Source organism: Nocardia sp. CC213A, assembly GCF_030766805.1.
Classification (GTDB): Bacteria; Actinomycetota; Actinomycetes; order Mycobacteriales; family Mycobacteriaceae; genus Nocardia; species Nocardia otitidiscaviarum.
Window position 1 is genome coordinate 102,213 of the sequence record NZ_JASFXA010000019.1, and the last position, 15,057, is coordinate 117,269.

The following is a 15,057-nucleotide window of genomic DNA, read 5'->3' on the forward strand; positions in this document are numbered from 1 at the left end:
GGGCCACACAGTCCGCGCCCGTCTCCGGTGTGGCCCCGCCCATTGGGACGCGCGTCACCCGGCCGCAGAATGTGAGCCGGACCCAGGAGGAGATTCGATGAGCTCGAGAACCATCACCGCGGCACTGGCGGGCGTCGCCGCGACGGTGTTGTCCCTGGCGACCGCGACGGCCGCCCCGGCCGACGGCGGCGCGGAGTACGTCGCCCTCGGCGATTCGGGCGCGGCCACCACCGGCATCGTCAATTTCGACACCTCAGCACCCCTGAGCTGCGCACGCTCCACCACCAACTACCCGCATCTGGTGGCCGCGCGGCTCGGCCTGCGCCTGGACGACCGGACCTGCAGCTCGGCCAGGATTCCGCATCTCACCCAGTCCCAAGCGGCCGGTGTGCCACCGCAATTGGACGCGCTCGGTCCGGACACCCGCCTGGTGACCCTGCACATCGGCGCGAACGACGCCCGGTTCACCGCCCATCTGCTGGACTGCTACCTGGCCGCGGCGCGCGGTGGCTGCGCCGGAACCGCCGACGGCTGGGATGCCGATATCGACGCCATCGCCGCGCCGTATGCCGCCGCCCTGCGCGAGATCACTCGCCGCGCGCCGCATGCCGCGCTGGTGGTCGACGGCTGGCCGCGCTATCTGCGCGACGGCGGCTGCCCGGAGACGCTCGGGCTGGCCCCGGCCGACGCCGCCTACATCCAATCCAAGTTCGAACGCCTCAATGCGGTGGTGGCCCGCGCGGCCGCGGCCGTCGGCGCGCTCTATGTGGACACCGTCGCCGCCTCGGCGGGCCGCGACGCCTGCGCGCCCGCGGGGGTGCGCTGGTTCGATCCGCTGCTGGCCACCGAGACTCTGGTGCCGTACCACCCGACGGTGCAGGGCATGCGCGGCGTGGCCGACCGGGTGGTGGAGGCCGTGCGTGCCGCCGGAGTTCTGCCCCTCTGATTGACATCACCTGCCATCAGTTCATACTTGCGGGTATGAGTGACAACGAAGTCGGGACCGCCACCCCACCGCTGGCAGACGTGATCAACGGCGCGCTGGAATTCACCATTCCGGCCGCCCACCGCATGGGAGTGCGCGCCCTCGAAGTACGGCCCGGCTTCGCGGCCACCACCGTGCCCGCCGAGGGCAACGCCAACCACTTCGGTGCGATCTACGCCGGGGTGCTGTTCACGGTCGCCGAGATCCTGGGCGGCGCGATCGCCATCGCCAGCTTCGACAGCGCCGAGTACTACCCCCTGGTCAAGGATCTGCGGATCGCCTTCCGCAAGCCCGCCCGCACCGATGTGCGCGCCGAGGCCACCCTCGGCGAGGAGGAGATCGCCCGCATCGCCGCCGAGGCCGCCGCCAACGGCAAATCCGACTTCACGCTGCGCGCGGTCGTCACCGACGCCGACGGTGTGCTGGTCGCCGAGACCGAGGGCCTGTACCAGCTGCGCGCCCACGGCAAGTAGCACGTTGCCCGGCTGACTCCGATACACCAGCCCGCCTTTCGGGCGGAATGTAGCCCCGCGGCCGACTCGTTCGCCAGGATGGGGGCATGGATCGGTTTCTGGTGCTGCACGACTACGGAATCAGCCGGGCCTGGTGGTGGGTGCTGGCGCGTTCGCCCCGGGAAATCCTCGAGACCTTCGCCGAAGTCGAGGTGATCGACGACGAGGAGTTGCTGGAGCAGGCGCGGCATCTGCGGCTCGACGAGACCGCCGTGGACGCCGACGACGTGCCGCCGGGCCTGCGGGACCTGCGGGATCAACGCCGGGCGCAGCGGTCGCGGCCCGGCTTCGGCGCACTCGTCGGCCGGGGCATCGTGCACCTGCGCCAGAGCGAGGGCGCGTTCGTCGCCCTCATGGAGCTGGGCCCCGACGGCCACCGACTACGCGAGGTGGCCATCGCCGGTGACGGCACCGTACTGCGCACCGGCGCCGACGAATGGCCCGCGCATCCGCCCGTCGACCTCTACGACCCGGAGCTGGCGCGGCACACCATCAGCCGCGACGAATTCGAATTCGCCTGGGCGGCGGCCGGAGCCGACGACGCCTGAGGTGTGTCGCGAACATCTTCATCGACAGGGCGCGTCGGCGCGGGCAAGCTGGGAGGGGTTGCGCAATCGGTTGCTGCGAGTACGCTCATTAATGAGTGTGCTCACTGATGAACCGGGAGGTGCACATGGTTCATTCGCCTCGGGACGTGCGGGGCGGGCGGCGGGCTCGGAAGATGCTGGACAAGCAGGGCCGCATCTTCGAGGCGGCCGCGCATCTCTTCGCCGAATACGGATTCGAGCGGGTGACCACGCAGCAGATCTCCGATCGCGCGGATATTGCCGCCGGAACGCTGTTCCGGTATGCGGCATCCAAGGGTGAGCTGCTGCTCATGGTCTACAACGAGGAGTTCCGGGCGGCACTGGACGCCGGGGAGCGGGTGGCGCGCGAGCGAACCGATCCCGGGGCGGCGATTACCGCACTGGTCCGCCCGGTGCTCGACCTCGCCGCCCGCCGGGTCGAGAACACCATTGCCTATCAGCGGGAACTGCTGTTCGGGCCGCCCACCGAGCAGTACCGCGCCGAGGGGCTCGCCCTCGTGCAGCGGCTCGAATCCACCATCGCGGACATACTCGCGGCATCGGCCCGATCGCGCGGGGTCGAGCTGCCGGACCTGCACGAGCGGGCCGAGCTGGCCGGACGCAGTGTGTTCGCCGTCCTGCATCTGGCGCTCGCCCAGCCCTCGACGGGCGCCCATGCGGGCCATGATGCCGCCGCGGACCTGCGGGGGCAGATCGCACAGATCGTCGCCGGATTCCTGGCGCGGAAAGGAGAATGATGAGCATCGAGATTCGCAAGGTCACCGTGCTGGGGACCGGAGTGCTGGGTTCGCAGATCGCCTTCCAGACGGCATTCAGCGGATTCGACGTCACCGCCTACGACATCGACGGTGAGGCGCTGGACGCGGCGCGCGAGCGGTTCGCCAAACTGGCGGGCATCTACCGCTCCGATGTGCAGGGCGGCGGTGACGGCAAGGCGGAGCAGACCGCCGACTCCATCACGCTCACCTCGGATCTGGGCGATGCGGTGCGCGACGCCGACCTGGTGATCGAGGCGGTGCCGGAGGTGCTGTCCATCAAACAGGAGACCTACGAGAAACTGGGCAAGCTCGCGCCGGAACGCACCATCTTCGCCACCAACTCCTCCACCCTGCTGCCCAGCGCCATGAAGGACTTCACCGGGCGGCCGGACAAGTTCCTCGCCCTGCACTTCGCCAACCAGGTGTGGAAATTCAACACCGGCGAGGTCATGGGCACCACCGACACCGATCCGGCGGTCTTCCAGGCGGTCGTCGACTTCGCCGCGGCCATCGGCATGGTCCCGATCGAATTGCACAAGGAGAAGGCCGGTTACGTCCTCAACTCCCTGCTGGTGCCCTTCCTCAACTCCGGAATGGCCCTCGCCGCAGGCGGATACGCCGAACCCGAGGCGGTCGACAAGACCTGGCGCATCGCCACCGGCGCCCCCATGGGCCCCTTCCAGATTCTCGACGTCATCGGCCTCACCACCCCCTACAACATCCTCGCCAATGGCGACGAGAACGGTCGGCAGCTGGCGAAGTGGCTGAAGGACAACTACATCGACAAGGGCAAGCTCGGCATCGCCACCGGCGAGGGCTTCTACAAGTACTGACGCCCGCTCGGCCCGGACCCGATCAGCTCGGGTCCATCGCGCCGCCGTGATAGCGGGAGGCGGCGTTCCACAGGAAGAAGCTGTCGATGCCGCGGGCCGCGGTGGCCTCGATCTGGGCGCGGACCTCGGCATCGCCGTAGGTGACGCCGAGGCTGAAGTCCTGCAGCCACGGGATCACCTTGGCATTGGTGCCCTCCACCTGGCGGTGGAAGTCCTCCAGGGAGCGGAAGATGATGTCGTAGGGCTGGGCGTTGGGATTGGCCACGCCGTACTCGCCCGGATTCCAGTGCGAGGGATAGAGCATGGGCGCGACGTAGTCCACGTGCGGCGCCATGAGCCGGATGTCCTGGGCGATCTGGTCGGGGCGGGTGGAGGCGATGCCGAAGACCGCGGCGCTCTGGTACGCGCCCGCGTCGCGCACCGGAGTGCGGCTCTCGCGCAGGAATTCGGCGATGGAGACGCTGGCGTTCTCCGTCAGGCCGGGGAAGGCCATGCTGGACAGCGACCCGTCGGGGCGACGGACGTAGTCGTACATCACCTCGTCGAAGCCGAGCCGCGCGGCCTCCACCGCCAGATCGATGTTGTACCTGCGAATCTCGGGGTGGGCGAAGTTCGTGAACGCGATGGCCCCGTAGTGGCTGGAATACGGTGCGCCGCCGCCGTTCTGGATCACCCAGTCGCGGCGGCCGCTGTGCCAGGCCCACTCCGCCATGGTCGGGTCGCGGAAGGCCACGATCCGGCCGACCACCCGCAACCCCATGTCGTGCAGCGTCTTCAGGGCCGCCGGAGCGTCGTAGATGGTGGTCGCCGCACCCGACTCGCGGGCCAGCGGCACCCGGGAGTCGTAGCCGACGACCCCGTCCTCGTCCTTGATGTCGAGCTGCACGGTGTCGATCCGGCCCTCGCGCGCCAGATCCAGCACCGCTTCCCGCAAACCGTCGTGCGACCAGGCGTGCGCGGTCACGTGCACCGCGCGAATTCGCGGCACCTCCACCCGGGTGGTGATGGGCTGCCTGGTCTCGTTGCCCGCCGCGTCCGCGGCCACCAGTGCCGCGCCGACCGGGGCGTTGGGCAGCGTGAGTTCGAAGGTGCCGTCGTCGGCCACCTCGACCGGCCGCCCGTCCAGGGTGAGACTGTCCGCGCCGGAGACCGTGCCGCTCAGGGTCACCGGTTCGCGGTAGGACCCGACCGTCTCCGGCTGGGCGACCTCGAGCGACGGCGGTCGCGCATCGACGGTGAAGGTGCCCGTCGTGCCCGGACCGGTGCGCAGCGCGCCGAACGGTCCGCCCGGCGGAATCTCCGCGGTGAGGGTGTGCGGGCCGTCGGCGAGCTCGCCCGGCCGGAACACCACGGTGTCACCGGACACCTCGCCGGTGACCGCCTTCCCGTCGAGTTCGAGCCGTACCGCCTCGGCGTCGTGGCCGCTCGCGTCCACGACCAGCGTCAGCTCCCGCAGCGCGGCGGCGTTCACGACCCCGTCGGGAAGTCCGTTGAGCGCCATCCCCTCCGGGTCACCGCGCAGCGCCCCCGCCGTCAGCGCGATGACCACGATCATCACCACCGCGATCGCGACCACCACCGCCGCCCGCATCCGTCCAGCACGCGGAATCCGCCTCAACAACCCGTACACCCACTCTCGTTCGACTGCCTCCCCAGTCTCTACCGGGAAGGCCGTCCGTCATGCCATCTTCACAACTCTGGTACCAAATCGATTGCCTGACACTAGAGTTGGTGAGATGCGCGGAAAGACGCTGATGTTGGCGCGCCTGGCCGCGGTGGGCCTCGCCCTCGCCGCCTGCGCGGCGCCGCAGGACAGTGAGCCCACACCCCGGCCCGAGACGGCGGCCCCGACCACCACGGCCGCCCCCGATCCGGCGGCGGTCGGCGCGAACGAGCTCGGACTCGTCCCGGTGCTCATGTATCACCAGCTGTCGCCCGCGCCCGCGGGCGAATACGACCAGACGCCGGAGGAGTTCCGCGCCGAGCTGGAGCGGCTGTACCGGGAGGACTACCGCCCGATCACGGTGTCCGACTACATCTCCGGGACGATCGACATCCCCGCGGGCACCCATCCGGTGGTGCTCACCTTCGACGATTCCACCACCAGCCAGCTCGCCTTCACCGCCGACGGCGCCCCCACACCCGACAGCGCCGTGGGGATCCTGGAGGAATTCCGGTTCCGCTACCCCGATTTCGCCCCCACCGCCACCTTCTTCGTGAACAACGACCCCTTCGCCGGGGAGGAGCGGGCGCTGCCCTGGCTGGCCGCGCACGGCTACGAGATCGGCGCGCACACCGCCTCGCACGCCAACCTCGCGAGCCTCGACGCGGCGGGCGTGCAGCGGGAGCTGGTGGAGAACGTCCGCGCCATCACGGCGGCGGTCCCGGACCAGCCGGTGCGTGCCATGGCCCTGCCGCTGGGTATCTTTCCCGGTGATCGGGCACTGGCCGCGACCGGCGGCTGGGACGGCACCTCCTACGCGTTCGAGGCCGTCATGCTGGTGGGCTCCAACCCCGCGCCGTCGCCGTACGGCCCGGTCGATCCGGCCGCCGTGCCGCGCATCCGGTCGGGCCGCGATACGGTGCCGTTCGATTCCGCCTACTGGCTGGACCGGCTGGCCGAGCAGCGCTACACCTCCGACGGCGATCCGGCGCGGATCTCCTTCCCGCGTCACCTGTCCGGTGACCTGGCGGCCCGCTGGGCGGACCGGGCCAATCCGTACTGATCGCCGTCAGACCGCCGACAGCTCCGGAATCCGATCCGCCAGCTCGAGCACCTCGGCGAGCAGGTCGGCCGTTGACCGCAGCTGTTCGCCGGTGTGTTCGGAGGTGATGAAGAACCGCAGCCGCTCCTTGCCCGCCGGCACCGCCGGAGCCGAGATGGCTCCGGCGTACACGCCCCGTTCCAGCAGGGTGGCGGAGACGAATCCGGCCCGGAGCTCACCGGGCACGATGACGGGCACGATCGGAGTTCCCTGGGAATCACCGAGATCCAGGCCGCGCTCGCGGAGCGCGTCGTTGAAGGTCCGGGTATTGCTCCACAGCCGCCGCACCCGCTCCGGTTCCGCCTCGAGCAGGTCCAGGCCCGCCGCCGCGGCGGCGATGGTGGACGGCGCGGGACCGCCGGTGAGCATGGCCACGCCCGGCGCGCTCGCCTTCATGGCCCCGATGAGATCGGCGTCGGCGGCCACGAACCCACCGCAGCTGCCCAGCGCCTTGGAGAGGGTGCCCATCCAGATGTCGACGTCGGCCCCGGCCATGGCGTAGTGCTCGCGAATGCCGAGCCCGCGCGGACCGAGCACGCCGAGCGAATGGGCCTCGTCCACCATGATCGCGCAATCGAATTCCCGCGCGACGGCCGCCAGTTCGGCCACCCGGCCGATGGTGCCGTCCATGCTGTAGTGCCCCTCCAGCACCACCAGGGCCCGGTCGAAGCCGCCGCGCGACATCTTGAGCACCGAGCGCAGCGAATCCGGGTCGTTGTGCCGGAAGTTGACCCGCCGACATCCGGCCCACTGCGTTCCCGAGACCACGCTGCCGTGGATGAGCGAGTCACAGATCGCCACATCGCCCTCGCGCAGCAGGAAGCCGATCACACCGGCGTTGGTGAGGTAACCGCTGGTGGTGACCATGGCATCGCCCTGGTCGTACAGGTCGGCGAGGCGTCGTTCCAGGTCACCGTAGAGCGGGATCTCGCCGGAGACGATACGACTGGCCGAGGCCGACGCGCCGTAGCGGTCCAGTGCGTCCTTGGCCGCCGCCACCACCCGCGGATGGCTGGACAGGCCCAGATAGTTGTAGGCGCTGAAGTTCACCAACTCCCGATCCGCCGCCCGGATCACCGTGTCGTTCGGGCTCTCGCGCGGCAGGAACAGCGGGTTGGTCAGGCCCGATTGCGCACTGATGGCCTTGATGGCCGCCTGCTTCCGCACGGTCGCCGCCACCTCCGGGTGATCGGCGAACTGTCGGCCCGGCCCGCGCGGGGGGCGTGCCGGTGCGGCGGCCGCCGGTCGCGCGGTCACGGTCCGGGCGGTGGGTTCGTGGTGAACGCGCTTGTCGGCGAGTAGTTTCCGCGCCAACTCACGTGCCGATTCGCTCATGCTGCTTCCTTTCCGGCCTGCTCGCCGCCGACCAGTACCTCCGCGGCCCGCGCGCCGGCCTGTGCCAGCGTGAACGACCGGCCCACCTTCAGCGACATGAGGTCCACGCCCACGGATTTGCCGACCAGTGCGCCGAATTCGACCGCCATGAGGGAGTCGAGGCCGAGTTCCGGCACCGGGATGTGGATGTCGATCGAGTCGGCGTCCACTCCCATGACCGCGGCCAACTGCTCGGCCAACATGTGGGCGACCACATCCCCGCGCTGTGCCTCGTCGAGTTCGCGCAGCGTCGCGACCAGATGCGAGGCGGCGGAGTCGTCCTCGGCCGCCGCGGCGATGAGCGCCGCCACCCGGCCGGTCATGCCGAAGATCGGCGCGGTGTTGCCGACCGTGCGCCAGTCCACCGGAATGATGGCCACCTGGTGGTGGATATCGAGTTCCAGTGCCTTCTCCAGGAATTCGGTGCCCTCGTCCATATCGATGGCGTCGAAACCGGTGGTGCGCAGGTAGCGCGCCACGTTCTCGTCCGCCTCGGCCATGCCGCCGCCGGACATGTGGCCCCAGCCGACCGCCAGCACCTCGCCGCCTCCGCGCGCCACCACGTCCGCGACCGATTGCAGGGCCATGTTCGCGGCCGTGTAGGAGTACTGCCCGGTGCCCGCGAATATGGCGCTGCCCGAGGAGAACAGCACGAACATATCCAGTTCCGCCCCGACGGCGGCGATGCCGTGGCGCAGTGCGTGCACGCCCTCGATCTTCGGCCGGTACACCGCGGCCAGGCTGTCGCGGTCCATGACCGAGACGCGCTTGTCGTCCACCACGCCCGCGGTGTGGAAGACGCCGCGCAGCGGATGGTCGGCGTCGTGCGCCCGGGCGAGGACCGCCGCCATCGCCGCGGCGTCGGTGACATCCACCTGCTCGGTGACGATCTCGACGCCCTGCTCCCGCCAGGCGGCGAGCTGGGCGCGGCTGGCGTCGGTGCGCGCACCACCACGCCCGAGCAGGGTGAGGTGGCGTGCGCCGCGACCGACCAGCCAGCGCCCGACCGCCAGGCCGAACGCGCCGAAACCGCCGGTGATGAGGTAGCGAGCCGCCGGATCGACGGTCACCGGGCGGGTGTCGGGGCGCACCAGCGGGGCCGGGTCGTCGAGGCTGAGCGCGATCCGGCCCAGCCGGGTGGAGCGGGCCACATCCTCGAACGCCTTGGTCACGTCATTGGTGCCGTACAGCTCGAACGGCAGCCGTCGGTAGCGCTGGGCAGCGAGATGTTCGTTGACCCGGCCGATCACGCGCATGGTCTCGGCGCGACGCTTGGCCAGCATGCGGTCCAGATCGAAGGAGTGATAGGAGACGTTCTTGTCGAACAGTCGCATATCGAGCACGCCGCCGCCGTAGATATCGGCCTTGCCGATCTCCACGATGCGGCCGAATTCGGCCACCGCCTTGAAGTTCCGGCGCAGAATCTCCCCGGGGGCGGTGCTGATCACCACGTCGGCGCCGCGCCCGTCGGTGAGTCCGAGCACGTCGTCGGCGAAGTTCAGCGAGCGGGAGTTCAGCACCTGATCCGCACCCTGGTCGAGTACGTAGGCGCGCCGCTCGTCGGTGCTCGCGGTGCCGATCACGGTCGCGCCGTGCAGTTTCGCGATCTGCACGGCCGCCGAGCCGACGCCGCCCGCCGCGCCGTGCACCAGCACCACATCGCCCGCGCGCACCCGCGCCAGTTCCAGCAGCGCGTAGTCGGCGGTGGCGAAAGCCGTTCCGCTGGTGCATGATCCGGGTTCCGCGTCGGTGTCGTACTTGATGATCAGGTCGCGGGGTGCGGTGTGATAGCGGCTGATCATGCCCTTGGAGGTCAGCGTCACTGCGTCGCCGACGGCCAGATCGTCCACCCCGGATCCGACCCGCACCACCACGCCGTCGCCCTCCATGCCGGGCAGCGTGCCGAAGAAGGTCTCCGCCATATCCTGTTCGGTGAGCACGCCGATCACCTTGAGCGGATCCTTGTAGTTGAGGCCGATGGCGCTGATCCGCACCTCCACCTCGCCCGGTCCGGGTTCCCGCCGCCCGCAGCGCCGCCAGCCGAGCCACGAGAGCACCCGCGACTTGGGCAGTTCCAGGCTGAAATTCGCCTCCGGATCGGTGAGCGGCACCGCCTCGTCCAGCTTGTCGAGCCGTTCCGGCAGCGTGGCGGCCACGACCGTCACCCAGCGCAGGCCGTTGCGCAGCATCACCTCGTCGGCGTTGTCGTAGCCGAACGCACCGGGAACCGCCAGTTCCGCCGCCAGATCGGAGGTGGAGACCTCGGGTTCGACGTCCACCAGCCGCCAGCGCAGTCGCGGCTGCTCGTTGAGCAGGACGCGGCGGGCACCGGCGAGCGCGGCCTGAGACGGGTTCGGCGCGGCGTCCTCGTCCGGATGGGCGTAGGCGCGTTCGGTGATCAGGCTGACGTGGATGGAACCGTCACCGGTCATGGGCATCTCGTCACCGCGCTGTTCCAGCCACACCTCGAGGAAGCCCTCGATGGTGACCGCCAGGCGGCGCAGCGTCCACAGGGCGTCGAGATCCGCGTACGCGGTGCCCGCCACCACGGCCACATGCAGGCGTTCCACGCCCTCGGTGGCGACCGCGGCGCGAAGTCGCTCCAGGACAGCGTCTTCCAGGTCGTCGCGGTTCGGATCGCCGGTTGCGAACAGTTCGGAGCGCGGCGCGGTCGCGGCCACGGCGGTGGCACGATCACTCACCTCGGGGCCGAGCTCGACGACGAGCGTGAAGGCACCATCCGGCGACGGCAGCGCAGCGCGGTCCACCGGATCCCGCAGCTCCCAGCGGTCCTCGAAGAAGATGTCGGTCATCCGTTGCAGCGCACCGCGTCCCGGTGCGATGGAACCGAAGCGCATGCCGACGATCTGCAGGACCACATTCTGTTCCGCGTCCAGCAGATCGATATCGGCGACGGGAGCGCCGGTGGTGTCGAGCCGGGCCACCACCGTCACCTCGTCCGGAATGGTCTCGAAGGCTCGCACCCCGTCCACGGCCACCGGCACCATGGCGCCGTCGTCCGCGCCGCCGGTGCCCGCCAGCAGCGCCGCCACGCTCTGCAGCGCGGCGTCCACCACGCACGGGTGGGCGAGGTGGCCGGAGTCGCGGGCCACCGAACCGTCCAGGGTGGCGACCACGGTCGAACCGGAGACGCGGACGGCGGTGGCGCGGCGGAAGGTCGGACCGTACCGGAGTCCGCGCGCCGCCAGCCCGTCGTAGAACGCCGCCGGATCCAAGGCGTACATATCGTCGACGTCGGGCAGCTCCACCTTGGTGGACTCGAAGACGCCGCCCTGGATCAGCCGCCCGGTGGCATGGGTGGTCCAGAGGGACCCGGCCATATCCCGGGAACGAATGGTGAACCGGCCGGTGGACTCCTCCACCCGCAGTTCCACGACCGGTGCCGCGCCCTCGTCGATGACCAGCGGTGCGATGAAGCGCACCTCCTCCACCGCCACCCGGGTGGATTCGGTGCGCAGCGCGACCGCGCTCAGCGCGGCGTCCAGGTAGGCCGCGCCGGGCAGGATGCGTGCCTCGCCGACGACATGGTCGGCCAGCCACGGCATCGCGCCCACGCTGAGCTGGAGGCGCCACGAGGTGGTGGAGTTGTCCAGGTCCGGATCGCCCAGCATCGGGTAGCCGTCGGGGGTGCCGTGGCGGCGCTGCTGGAAGACGGGATTGAGGTTCCGCAACCGGGTCCGCTGCCACGGGTAGCGCGGCAGGTCCACGTGCGGGGTCACGGTCTCGGTGAAGAGCGCGTCGATATCGAGGGCCCCGGCCGTGTACAGCCCGGCGATGGTCTGCCGGATGCTCTCGGCATCGGACTGCTTGCGATGGAGCGTGGGCACCGTGGTGCCGGATTCGCCCGCGCCGATCAGGATTTCGCGGATGTTCGCGCCCAGCACCGGATGCGGGCCGACCTCCAGGAACACCCGGCTGCCCGCCCCGACCAGTGCGGTGACGGCATCGGCGAAGCGCACCGGCTGCCGGACATTGGCACACCAGTACTCGGCATCCCAGTCGCCCGCGGTGACCCGTTCCCCGGTGACCGTCGACCAGAGCGGAATGCGCGGCTCGGCGAGGGTGAGATCGGCCAGGGCCGTGCGCAGTTCGCCGAGGATCGGCTCCATGAGGTAGCTGTGATACGGCACCTCGACGTGCAGGCGCTTGGCGAAAGTGCCCTGCTCGGTGAGGGTTTCGGCGATCTCGTCGAGGCGCGCCGCGGCCCCGGCCAGCGTCACCGCGCTCGGGCTGTTGACGGCGGCCACATCCACCAGCTCGTCACCGGCGATGAGTTCCCGGGCGGCGGCGAGCGGGAGCCCGACGGCCAGCATGCCGCCCGATCCCGCGGTGGTGGCCTGCAAGCGGGCCCGGTGGTAGCTGACCAGGAGGGCGTCGCGCAGTGACAGCATGCCGGTGACGTAGGCGGCCGACACCTCACCGACGCTGTGCCCGACCACCGCGGCCGGATGCACGCCCAGCTCCGCCAGCATGGCGAACAGCGAGACCTGCACCAGGAAGTTGGCGGGCTGCGCGACCGCGGTCGTGGTGACCTTGGATTCCTCTTCCGGGCGCAGCAGCTCCGCGACGATCGACCATCCGGCGATCTCGGTGAACACCGCGTCGATGCGCTTCGCCTCGGCGGCGAAGACGCCATCGGCCTCGAGCAGTTCCCGGCCCATGGCCCACCACTGCGGCCCCATGCCGGTGCAGACGAAGACCGGTTCCGGATGTTTGCGGGCCACCGTCTTGGTCGCGCCGCGGCCGGAGCCGTGCGCGAAATCGACCAGGCCGCGCACCAATTCGGTGTCGTCGCCGAAGGTCAGGGCGGTGCGGTAGGGGTGATGCCGCCGCCGGGTCCAGGCCGCCTCGGCCAGCCGGGCCGGGTCCGCGCCCTCGGCGATGAGCTGGGCGAAGCCCTCGGCCAGTTCGCGGGCGGCCTGCTCGTTGCGTGATGAGATCGGCAGCACCCCGAAGTGTTTCGGGGTACGCGGGGTGGCCGCGGTGGGCACGTACTCCTGGAGGATGGCGTGCGCGTTGGTGCCGCCGTAGCCGAAGCCGTTGACGGCCACGGTCATCCGCTCGACCTCCGGACCGACCGGCTCGGCTTCCAGCTGGAGCCGGATCCCCAGTTCGTCGAACGGGATGTCCGGATTCGGCTCGTTCAGCCAGCCCTGCGGGGCGATGGTGCGGTTGGCGACGGCCAGCGCGGATTTGATGATGCTGGCGATGCCGGACGCCGCTTCGGTGTGCCCGAGCTGCGCCTTCACCGAACCCACGCCCAGCGGCGCGGTGCGGCCCGGTACCCGCCCGTAGGCATTGCCGATGGCCCGCAGTTCCAGCGGGTCACCCACCGGGGTGCCGGTGCCGTGCGCCTCCACATAGGTGACCTGGTGCGGCTCGATACCGGCCCGCCGGGTCACCGTCTTGGCCAGTTCCTCCTGGAGATCGGCATTGGGCACCGTGATGGCGGTGGTGCGGCCGTCCTGATTGGAGCCGGTGGCCTTGATGACGGCGTACACCCGGTCGCCGTCGCGCTCGGCGTCGGCGAGTTTCTTGAGCACCACCATGCCCGAGCCCTCACCGCGGCCGTACCCGTCGGCGGCGGCGTCGAAGGGTTTGCTGCGCCCGTCGGCGGCGAGGAACCCGCCCTTGCACATGGAGACGAAGGGTTCCGGGCCGAGCAGCATGGTGACGCCACCGGCCAGCGCCACCGTGCAGTCGCCGCTGTCCAGGGCCTGGCAGGCCAGATGCAGCGCGACCAGGGAGGACGAGCAGGCGGTGTCGACGGTCAGTGCCGGGCCGACCAGGTCGAGCGCGTAGGCGATGCGGTTCGACAGCATGGTGTAGGACGCGCCCACCGCGGTATGCATGTCCACGTACGGCAGCGCGGCGTTGGTGGTGGACACCGCGAGTTGGTCCAGGGTGAACGCGCCGAGGTACACGCCGACGGGCGCGCCGGTGATGCGTCCCGCCATTCCGGCGTCGTCCAGCGCCTCCCAGGCCACCTCGAGTACGAGGCGCTGCTGTGGATCCATGGCCGCGGCCTCGCGCGGCGAGATGCCGAAGAAGTCGGGATCGAATTCCCAGGGGTCACCGGTCATGAACGCGGCGCGCCGGGTGTACATTCGACCCGGGGTGCGTTTATCCGGGTCGTAGTAGCGGCGATAGTCCCAGCGTGATTCCGGGATGTCGACCACCCCGTCGCCCTTGCGGACCAGGAAGTCCCAGAACGATTCCGGTGAATCGATGCCACCGGCATAACGGCAGCCGATTCCGACAATGGCGATGTCCGACACGACGAGCTCCTCGGCGAAACTGGAGAATGGACCTGCTGATAGCCCCCGCTGTTCGTCAATCCGCGTGAACCGGAACCGGCGGGCGCAGGACGAAATTCAGCTCCGGACCGGTCTTTCCGATCCGAGCCTTGGTGACGAACTCGAAGCCGAAGCGGCGATAGTAGGCAACGTTGTCGTCCTTGGTTATCCCGCACACCGGCGCGGATTCCCGGTCGGCTTGCGCGTCGACCCAGTCGACCAGCGCGCGACCCACCCCACTGCGCTGAATGTCCGGATCGATGCCGAGATAGACCAGCAGGTGGTGCGGTTCGGCGGGTGCGACCCTGGCGATGGCCTCGTCGACGTGGATGCCCCGCACGGTGGCCGGTCCCATGGCCCACAGCAGCTGTGGTCCCGAAACCATTTCGCGCCACAGTGATTTGCGGTATCCGGCGGGGTACCACAGCATCGCGCCGACCACCCGGTCGTCGAGGGTGGCGACGATCGCGCCGTCGCAGGGTAGGAAGCGGTGCCGGATCATCGTCCGCAGCATGCCCGGCGTGCGACGTTCGCGGATCGCCGCATCCGGGAAGACGTACTCCTCGATCGGATCGTCGGTGGCGAAGGCCGCCGCGACAACGCGAACGATTTCGTCGATGTCAGCCTCGGTGGCCCGGCGAATAGTCGGAGTGGCCGACTGATTCAAGTCTGTCCCTTACATTTTCGTGCCCATAGTCCGACCCCCGATGCCGAACTGTCCCTGCCTGCCCTACTGGACGGTAGCCGAGGATGCTACTTGCCAGTAGGTTACACGCGTTCACTGATCTCGCCACCGGTAACCGTTGTGGCATAGAACAATTCACCGCTGGATTGCATCGCGAAGGAACATGTTCTAGAGTGGCCCGCTCTGACAATGCCCCTGCGGGACTTCGCAATTGACCCAGACGGTTGAATTCCGGACATAC

10 protein-coding genes are annotated in these 15,057 nt (G+C 69.8%); 6 read left to right on the plus strand and 4 right to left on the minus strand.

Going from position 1 to position 15,057, the window contains the following annotated elements:
• Positions 1–97 precede the first annotated feature (97 nt).
• From QJS31_RS28960 to QJS31_RS28980, 5 genes are all read left to right on the plus strand, one after another.
• Positions 98–946, plus strand: coding sequence for an SGNH/GDSL hydrolase family protein (locus QJS31_RS28960; protein WP_306358189.1), 849 nt, complete (start codon positions 98–100; stop codon positions 944–946).
• Between the two features lie 35 nt (positions 947–981).
• On the plus strand, positions 982–1,458 hold the full coding sequence (locus QJS31_RS28965) for a PaaI family thioesterase (protein ID WP_306358190.1): 477 nt from the start codon (positions 982–984) through the stop codon (positions 1,456–1,458).
• Between the two features lie 86 nt (positions 1,459–1,544).
• Entirely contained in the window at positions 1,545–2,045 is a 501-nt protein-coding gene (locus QJS31_RS28970) for a hypothetical protein (protein ID WP_306358191.1), read from the plus strand.
• 125 nt (positions 2,046–2,170) lie between these two features.
• Complete coding sequence (locus QJS31_RS28975) at positions 2,171–2,821, plus strand: TetR/AcrR family transcriptional regulator (protein WP_282776769.1); 651 nt, start codon at positions 2,171–2,173, stop codon at positions 2,819–2,821.
• A complete protein-coding gene (locus QJS31_RS28980; RefSeq protein ID WP_306358192.1) occupies positions 2,821–3,675 on the plus strand; it encodes a 3-hydroxyacyl-CoA dehydrogenase in 855 nt (284 codons plus the stop codon). Before QJS31_RS28975 ends, QJS31_RS28980 begins: the two co-directional genes overlap by 1 nt.
• A 22-nt stretch (positions 3,676–3,697) precedes the next feature.
• Here the strand turns inward: QJS31_RS28980 and QJS31_RS28985 are convergent, their stop codons facing one another.
• Positions 3,698–5,305 carry a putative glycoside hydrolase gene (locus QJS31_RS28985; RefSeq protein ID WP_306358193.1) on the minus strand — a complete coding sequence of 536 codons (1,608 nt, stop codon included), beginning with the start codon at positions 5,303–5,305 and terminating at the stop codon, positions 3,698–3,700.
• A 106-nt stretch (positions 5,306–5,411) separates the two neighbouring features.
• On the opposite strand from QJS31_RS28985, the gene QJS31_RS28990 reads away from it, so the two are divergent.
• Entirely contained in the window at positions 5,412–6,401 is a 990-nt protein-coding gene (locus tag QJS31_RS28990) for a polysaccharide deacetylase family protein (RefSeq protein ID WP_306358194.1), read from the plus strand.
• Positions 6,402–6,407: 6 nt separating this feature from the next.
• Here the strand turns inward: QJS31_RS28990 and QJS31_RS28995 are convergent, their stop codons facing one another.
• The 3 genes from QJS31_RS28995 to QJS31_RS29005 are packed head-to-tail and all read right to left on the minus strand — an operon-like array spanning position 6,408 to position 14,798.
• Positions 6,408–7,775, minus strand: a complete 1,368-nt coding sequence (locus tag QJS31_RS28995; protein ID WP_306358195.1) for an aminotransferase class I/II-fold pyridoxal phosphate-dependent enzyme — start codon at positions 7,773–7,775, stop codon at positions 6,408–6,410.
• Entirely contained in the window at positions 7,772–14,113 is a 6,342-nt protein-coding gene (locus QJS31_RS29000) for an SDR family NAD(P)-dependent oxidoreductase (RefSeq protein WP_306358196.1), read from the minus strand. The genes QJS31_RS28995 and QJS31_RS29000 overlap by 4 nt, the downstream gene beginning before the upstream one ends.
• Positions 14,114–14,168: 55 nt before the next feature.
• Positions 14,169–14,798, minus strand: a complete 630-nt coding sequence (locus tag QJS31_RS29005; protein WP_306358197.1) for a GNAT family N-acetyltransferase — start codon at positions 14,796–14,798, stop codon at positions 14,169–14,171.
• Between the last annotated feature and the right edge of the window lie 259 nt (positions 14,799–15,057).

What these genes read in the sequence shown, in the direction of transcription:
- QJS31_RS28960 (WP_306358189.1), top strand. Translation starts at nt 98, where the DNA reads ATGAGCTCGAGAACCATCACCGCGGCACTGGCGGGCGTCGCCGCGACG.
- QJS31_RS28965 (WP_306358190.1), top strand. Translation starts at nt 982, where the DNA reads ATGAGTGACAACGAAGTCGGGACCGCCACCCCACCGCTGGCAGACGTG.
- QJS31_RS28970 (WP_306358191.1), top strand. Translation starts at nt 1,545, where the DNA reads ATGGATCGGTTTCTGGTGCTGCACGACTACGGAATCAGCCGGGCCTGG.
- QJS31_RS28975 (WP_282776769.1), top strand. Translation starts at nt 2,171, where the DNA reads ATGGTTCATTCGCCTCGGGACGTGCGGGGCGGGCGGCGGGCTCGGAAG.
- QJS31_RS28980 (WP_306358192.1), top strand. Translation starts at nt 2,821, where the DNA reads ATGAGCATCGAGATTCGCAAGGTCACCGTGCTGGGGACCGGAGTGCTG.
- QJS31_RS28990 (WP_306358194.1), top strand. Translation starts at nt 5,412, where the DNA reads ATGCGCGGAAAGACGCTGATGTTGGCGCGCCTGGCCGCGGTGGGCCTC.
- QJS31_RS28995 (WP_306358195.1), bottom strand. Translation starts at nt 7,775, where the DNA reads ATGAGCGAATCGGCACGTGAGTTGGCGCGGAAACTACTCGCCGACAAG.